Below are 2,885 nucleotides of genomic sequence, written 5' to 3'. Positions count from 1 at the left end.
GGTGTAAGTACGTTTGACTGAAAACACAAGTACGTTTTAAGTCAAACGCCAAAGAGTTTTGGTTGAAACGCACTTGCGTTTAAGGTAAGACGCAAAGACGTTTTTTTCAAGTGTCCTTGTGTTTTTTAAAGGTAATAATTTAGCCTGATTTTTACTTGTGGTGAAGGCTAAAAAAGGTTCTTTAAATATCTCTTCAAACGTTCATTTTTTTTTCTTTAATTCTGTTTTGGGCAATTCTTTTGTGTTTTCTAGGACTGATTTCTTTAATTAAGACTCACACTCATTCAAGAATTATTTTCGGAATTGTATGATTGCCTATGGGGATGATTGGGGAACTTTGAACTTTTTGAGAATCCTGTAAATGTATATAAGCTATATTTAAAATTGGAGCTTTCTGAAGCGAAGTATACGGGTATAACCTCTCTTATAATACCCTGAAACGCGTTTTTGTACAATTTTCCATGTATTTGTACAATACTAATTATACATATATTTAAATAATATATAACATTGCAATGCAAATCAAAAATGAAAACCTTAAATATAGACGAAATAATAAAAGAGGTGTATATAAACAAAAAATGTAATTAACAATTTTATTAAAAAATGTATGTATGAAAAACATTAGTTTCATGGCGGTATTTGCCGCTTTCCTGTTAGCTAGTTGTAAACAGGATGCCGAAGTGAAGTTTGCTGGTGAGGAAGGTGCGAAAGTTACCTTTAGTGCATCAATTAATGAACAGAATGCTCAAGATGTATCTCGTGTTACAGGTGTAACTTGGGATGATGGTGATGAAGTGAGTATTTCTTGTGGTCCTACACAGCGCAATGTATTTTATCGTTACAATGCAAGTGATAATTCTTTTACCTCTATTAATGCATTTGATGAGATTTGGTTATTGGGGAATGAAGAATATGATGTAACAGCTTATTATCCTTGTATGGGGGAAGAAGGTACGACTCCTCCTGTTCAGAATGTAGAGATTACTAGCGATAATCAGGCTAATGCAGAAGAACGTGTTAAATATGATTATTTATATGCAGCAACTAAAGCTACTAAGGCTGAACCCAATGTGCATTTGAATTTTAACCATGTGATGAGCCGGGTGAACTTAAAGTTTGTTCCTGGAACAGATCCTGATGGCAATCCTGTAACCTTGACTAGCATTGAATGTTATTTGGTTGGAATGAAGCTGAAAGGTACATTCGATACTACGACTGGTGTCGCAGCTGTAACTGAAGATGCAGCATTGGGGGATTTGAAACAAACGCTGACAGCTGATAATGATTATACTTTTACGGCTTATTTATTGCCTCAAACGATAAGTGCAGAAGGATTGGAGATTGAAGCTGCTATGTCTACAGCAGATGGTCGACGGATTTATTATTACTTGGAGTTGCCTACTACTGATTGGCCTGAATTGAAATCAGGATATTCTTATAATTATACGTTGACTGCCAATGACTATATGACAGCCGATCCTACAGTTTTGGAAATTTCAGGTACTGATATTAACCCTTGGACAGAAGTAAATAAAGAAGAAACTCCAGATGCGAAAGCTTTAGGTACTGAAGCATATGTGAATGGATCTGAATGGGGTGAAATGGAAAATGAAGATATTGTCCCAGTGGTGAAATAATTATAGGTTCATATATTTAAATGAATAAGAGATGAAAATTTATAATAATCTTTCAATATGTGCTTTGGCTGGTCTGCTCGCTTTTACAAGCTGCACGAAGGAAGAAAGCTTGGGAAATGGTTCTACAGCACAGACTTTTCAGATTAGTGTTTCCGATATGGGCTTTCAAGGGATATCGGATGGACGTGCCATAGACGAAAATTTTAAAACAACTTTCGTAAAAGGGGACGCTATTGGAATGTATGGTGTAGAAAATGGTCAACTGGTAGATGGAATTTCCAATCGCAAATTTACTCTTAATGAAAAGGGGGTATGGGATTTGGATGGAAATCCTATAGAGTATGATAGTGAGCGTTTCAAGAATATCACATTTTATGCTTATTATCCATATCAAGAGAATGTGGCGTTTGATCCTGCTGCAGAAGATCCGTTTGCGGAATTTGTTGGTAATTGGGAAATTGCAGCTGATCAGGGAGGCTCCAAGTATACAAAGAGTGATTTGATGACAAGTACAAGTCAGGCGGAAGCAGGCCGTTTGCAAGGTAAGGTCACTTTTACGATGAACCACCGCATGGCTCTGGCGGTATTTAAGATGCCTAAGCTGGTGTATGATTTCACGAACGGAGGGCTGGACGATTATAGCTTGGACGTAGCGCCGAAAGAACTTCTTATAAATGATGTAGAAACCACTCCTTATTACGATGCGGCCAGCGGTACTTATATGGCTTTGGTGAAACCTGAAACAAATTATTCCATTTCATGTACCTACCAAGGAACTCAGGAAAAGATGATTAATCCGACAGGAAGTTTGGCGGGTGGTAAGGCCAAAATGTATACCATTAAAGATGAAAATAATAAGCTGGATTATACCTTGCAGATTGGTGATTACCTTTGTGCGGATGGTAATTTGGTGAGCGTAAATGACGGTACAGTGCCCGACAATGCAATTGGTGTTGTATGTTATGTGGGTAATCCTCAGCCGCATGTGTATGCTCCAGATGCTTGTTCCGAAACTCAGGATGCTTTGTATCGTGATTATCCTAACTGTTCTCATGGGTTAGTTCTTTCTTTAAATAATGCTGTTTTACCTGATGGAACAGCTACATCTCAGTATCACACAAGCAAGAGTGGAACTTATGATACATGGTTTGATTCAGATGAGGAATGGGCTGGTAAGTTTGTTTACTGCAATTCAAATCGTGATGGTAACTTGAAAAATGATGCATTGACTATGTTCCCGGCTTT

General features: G+C 37.4%; 2 protein-coding genes. Both read left to right on the top strand.

Features of this window, described 5'->3' with window-relative positions; all coding sequences use genetic code 11:
- Window positions 1-614 precede the first annotated feature (614 nt).
- The gene (locus WKT20_RS17845; protein WP_340417842.1) at window positions 615-1,640 is read left to right on the top strand and encodes a fimbrillin family protein; all 1,026 of its coding nucleotides are present in this window, start codon (window positions 615-617) and stop codon (window positions 1,638-1,640) included.
- Window positions 1,641-1,671: 31 nt separating this feature from the next.
- Window positions 1,672-2,885 (top strand): fimbrillin family protein (locus WKT20_RS17840; RefSeq protein ID WP_340417841.1); only part of this gene is annotated, 1,214 nt, incomplete at its 3' end.

The organism is Phocaeicola sp. ICN-14070 (assembly GCF_037892625.1).
In the GTDB taxonomy this organism is placed as follows: Bacteria; Bacteroidota; Bacteroidia; order Bacteroidales; family Bacteroidaceae; genus Phocaeicola; species Phocaeicola plebeius.
Note: the sequence above shows the minus strand (reverse complement) of the source record. Positions and strands in the feature narration are given on the sequence as shown.

Excerpts from the sequence above, each read along its gene's own strand:
- WKT20_RS17845 (WP_340417842.1), top strand. The coding sequence starts at position 615 with ATGAAAAACATTAGTTTCATGGCGGTATTTGCCGCTTTCCTGTTAGCT.